The sequence below is a fragment of the Xanthobacter sp. BG11Y11_SDJG genome (assembly GCF_057364445.1).
On sequence record NZ_JBNFNU010000545.1, the window covers coordinates 1 to 2232 of the forward strand.

A 2232-nucleotide genomic window follows, 5' to 3' on the forward strand; every position below is an offset into this window, starting at 1 on the left:
GGCCGGGCGTGCGCCCGCCGGAGACGGCGAGGCTCGCCGCGCGTCCCGCGCCGTGCGGGCAAGCAGCGCCTGCGCCACATGGGCGGCGAGAGCGCGGGCAAGCGCGGCGCGGTCGTCATAGGCCGCGAGCGCGTAGGGCAAAGCGGGCTCTTCCATGGCCGGGATCAGGCGTCGTCGGCCCAGGTGCGCCCGTCGCGCTCGATCAGCGCGATGGCGGCGGACGGCCCCCAGGTGCCGGCGGTGTAGGGCTTCGGCGCCTCGCGGGAATTGCGCCACGCCTCCAGGATCGGGTCGACCCAGCGCCAGGCCGCCTCCACCTCGTCGCGGCGCATGAACAGCGTCTGGTTGCCGCGCACCACGTCCATCAGGAGGCGCTCATAGGCATCGGGGTTGCGCACGCCGAACACGCTGGCGAAGCTCATGTCGAGCGGCACATGCTGGAGCCGCATGCCGCCGGGGCCGGGGTCCTTGATCATGATCCAGAGCTTCACGCCCTCGTCCGGCTGCAGGCGGATGACCAGGCGGTTGGCCATGATCGGCCCGGCCTGCCCGTCGAACACCGAGTGCGGGATGGGGCGGAACTGGATGACGATCTCCGAGACGCGGCTCGCCAGCCGCTTGCCGGTGCGCAGATAGAACGGCACCCCCGACCAGCGCCAGTTGGCGATCTCCGCCTTCAGCGCCACGAAGGTCTCGGTGCCGGAGGTCCCGGCGCCCAGTTCCTCCAGATAGCCGGGCACCGCCCCGCCCGCCGAGGCGCCGGCGCGGTACTGGCCGCGCACGGTGAGCTGGCCGGCGGTCTTTTCGTCGATGGGAACGAGGGCTTTGAGCACCTTCAGCTTCTCGTCGCGCACCGCATCGGCGTCGAGCGACACCGGCGGCTCCATGGCGACCAGGCACAGCAATTGGAGGATGTGGTTCTGCACCATGTCGCGCAGCGCGCCGGCGGTGTCGTAATAGCCGGCGCGGCCGGCGGTGCCGAGGCTCTCGGCCACCGTGATCTGCACATGGTCCACGTGGGCGTTGTTCCAGATCGGCTCGAACAAGGCATTGGCGAAGCGCAGCGCCATCAGGTTCTGCACCGTCTCCTTGCCGAGATAGTGGTCGATGCGGAACACCGCTTCCTCGGGGAAGACCCGGCCGACGGCGGCGTTCACCTTGCGCGCCGAGGCGAGGTCCTTGCCCACCGGCTTCTCCACCACCACGCGGGTGAGCGGGGTGACGAGCCCGTGGGCGCCGATGCGGGCACAGATGTCGTCGAACAGGTCCGGGCCGACCGCGAGATAGAACACCCGCACCCGGTCTTCGTCCTCCTTAAGGCGCGCGGCGAGATCGTCCCAGCCGGCGTCCGACACCGCGTCCACCGCCACATAATCGAGCCGCTTCAGGAAGCGGGCGAGATCGCCGGGGGCGCTCTCCTCGATGCCGTCGCGGTCCTCCACCGCCTCGCGGGCGAACGCCTCGAAGGCGGCGCGTTCCATGGGGCGGCGCGAGACGCCGAAGATGCGGCAGGCGTCGGGGAGCTGGCCGGCGCGGTCGCGCTCGTAGAGGGCGGGCAGGAGCTTGCGCCGGGCGAGGTCCCCGGTCGCCCCGAACACGACGATGTCGAAGGGCTCCACCGCAATCACCCGCGCGACCATTCCCGTCTCCTGTCCCGTGCCCTGTCCTTGCGCCCGACCGGCGGTGCTCCGCCGTCCCCCGCGAACCGCCGCCATGTGCCGTCAATCGGCGGCGCCTGCAACAGGGCGCCTGCAAGGGGGCAATGCCGCTCGCCGCCGGACGTTCCGCGAACGGCGTGATGGCCGCTGGGACCGGACCGCCGCACCGGCCGCGCTTCGCCTCCGCACCGCTTTCCGTCCGCCGACGGTCGGCGGGAGATCAATTCTAAATCGATTTGGCTGCCGTGTCGCGCTGCAACAGCCGCGCCGCAGGGGCGCGCCGACGCGGTTTCCTTTGCGGGGGGCAGGGGCTAAGGTCGCGCTCCCTTGGGGCGAGGCTGCGTCGCGCCCCGCTTTGCCCGTTTCTTGGCCGACCGATCGTACCCATGAGCGCCCCTCTGCCGCCGCCCGGCGCACGCCTGATGATGATCCTGCCGCCGCAAGGCGTCGCCGACCTTGGCGCCTGCCTCGATGCGGGCGACGGTGGCGGCGGTGATCTGGTGTGGGCGCCGCCGGCCGATCAGGTGGCGGAGGCCCAGCGGCGCGATGTTGCCGCCTTGGCTGAGGGCGCGGC

2 protein-coding genes are annotated in these 2232 nt (G+C 71.8%); one reads left to right on the forward strand and one right to left on the reverse strand.

Going from position 1 to position 2232, the window contains the following annotated elements; all coding sequences use genetic code 11:
- Positions 1 to 164: 164 nt before the first annotated feature.
- On the reverse strand, positions 165 to 1640 hold the full coding sequence (gene zwf / locus AC2W7M_RS24175; protein WP_486135540.1) for a glucose-6-phosphate dehydrogenase: 1476 nt from the start codon (positions 1638 to 1640) through the stop codon (positions 165 to 167).
- Positions 1641 to 2044: 404 nt separating this feature from the next.
- On the opposite strand from zwf, the gene AC2W7M_RS24180 reads away from it, so the two are divergent.
- A partial coding sequence (locus tag AC2W7M_RS24180; protein ID WP_486135542.1) for a hypothetical protein occupies positions 2045 to 2232 on the forward strand: 188 nt, incomplete at its 3' end.

Bases quoted from the DNA above. Each gene is read 5' to 3' on its own strand.
- zwf (WP_486135540.1), bottom strand. From the start codon at position 1,640: ATGGTCGCGCGGGTGATTGCGGTGGAGCCCTTCGACATCGTCGTGTTC.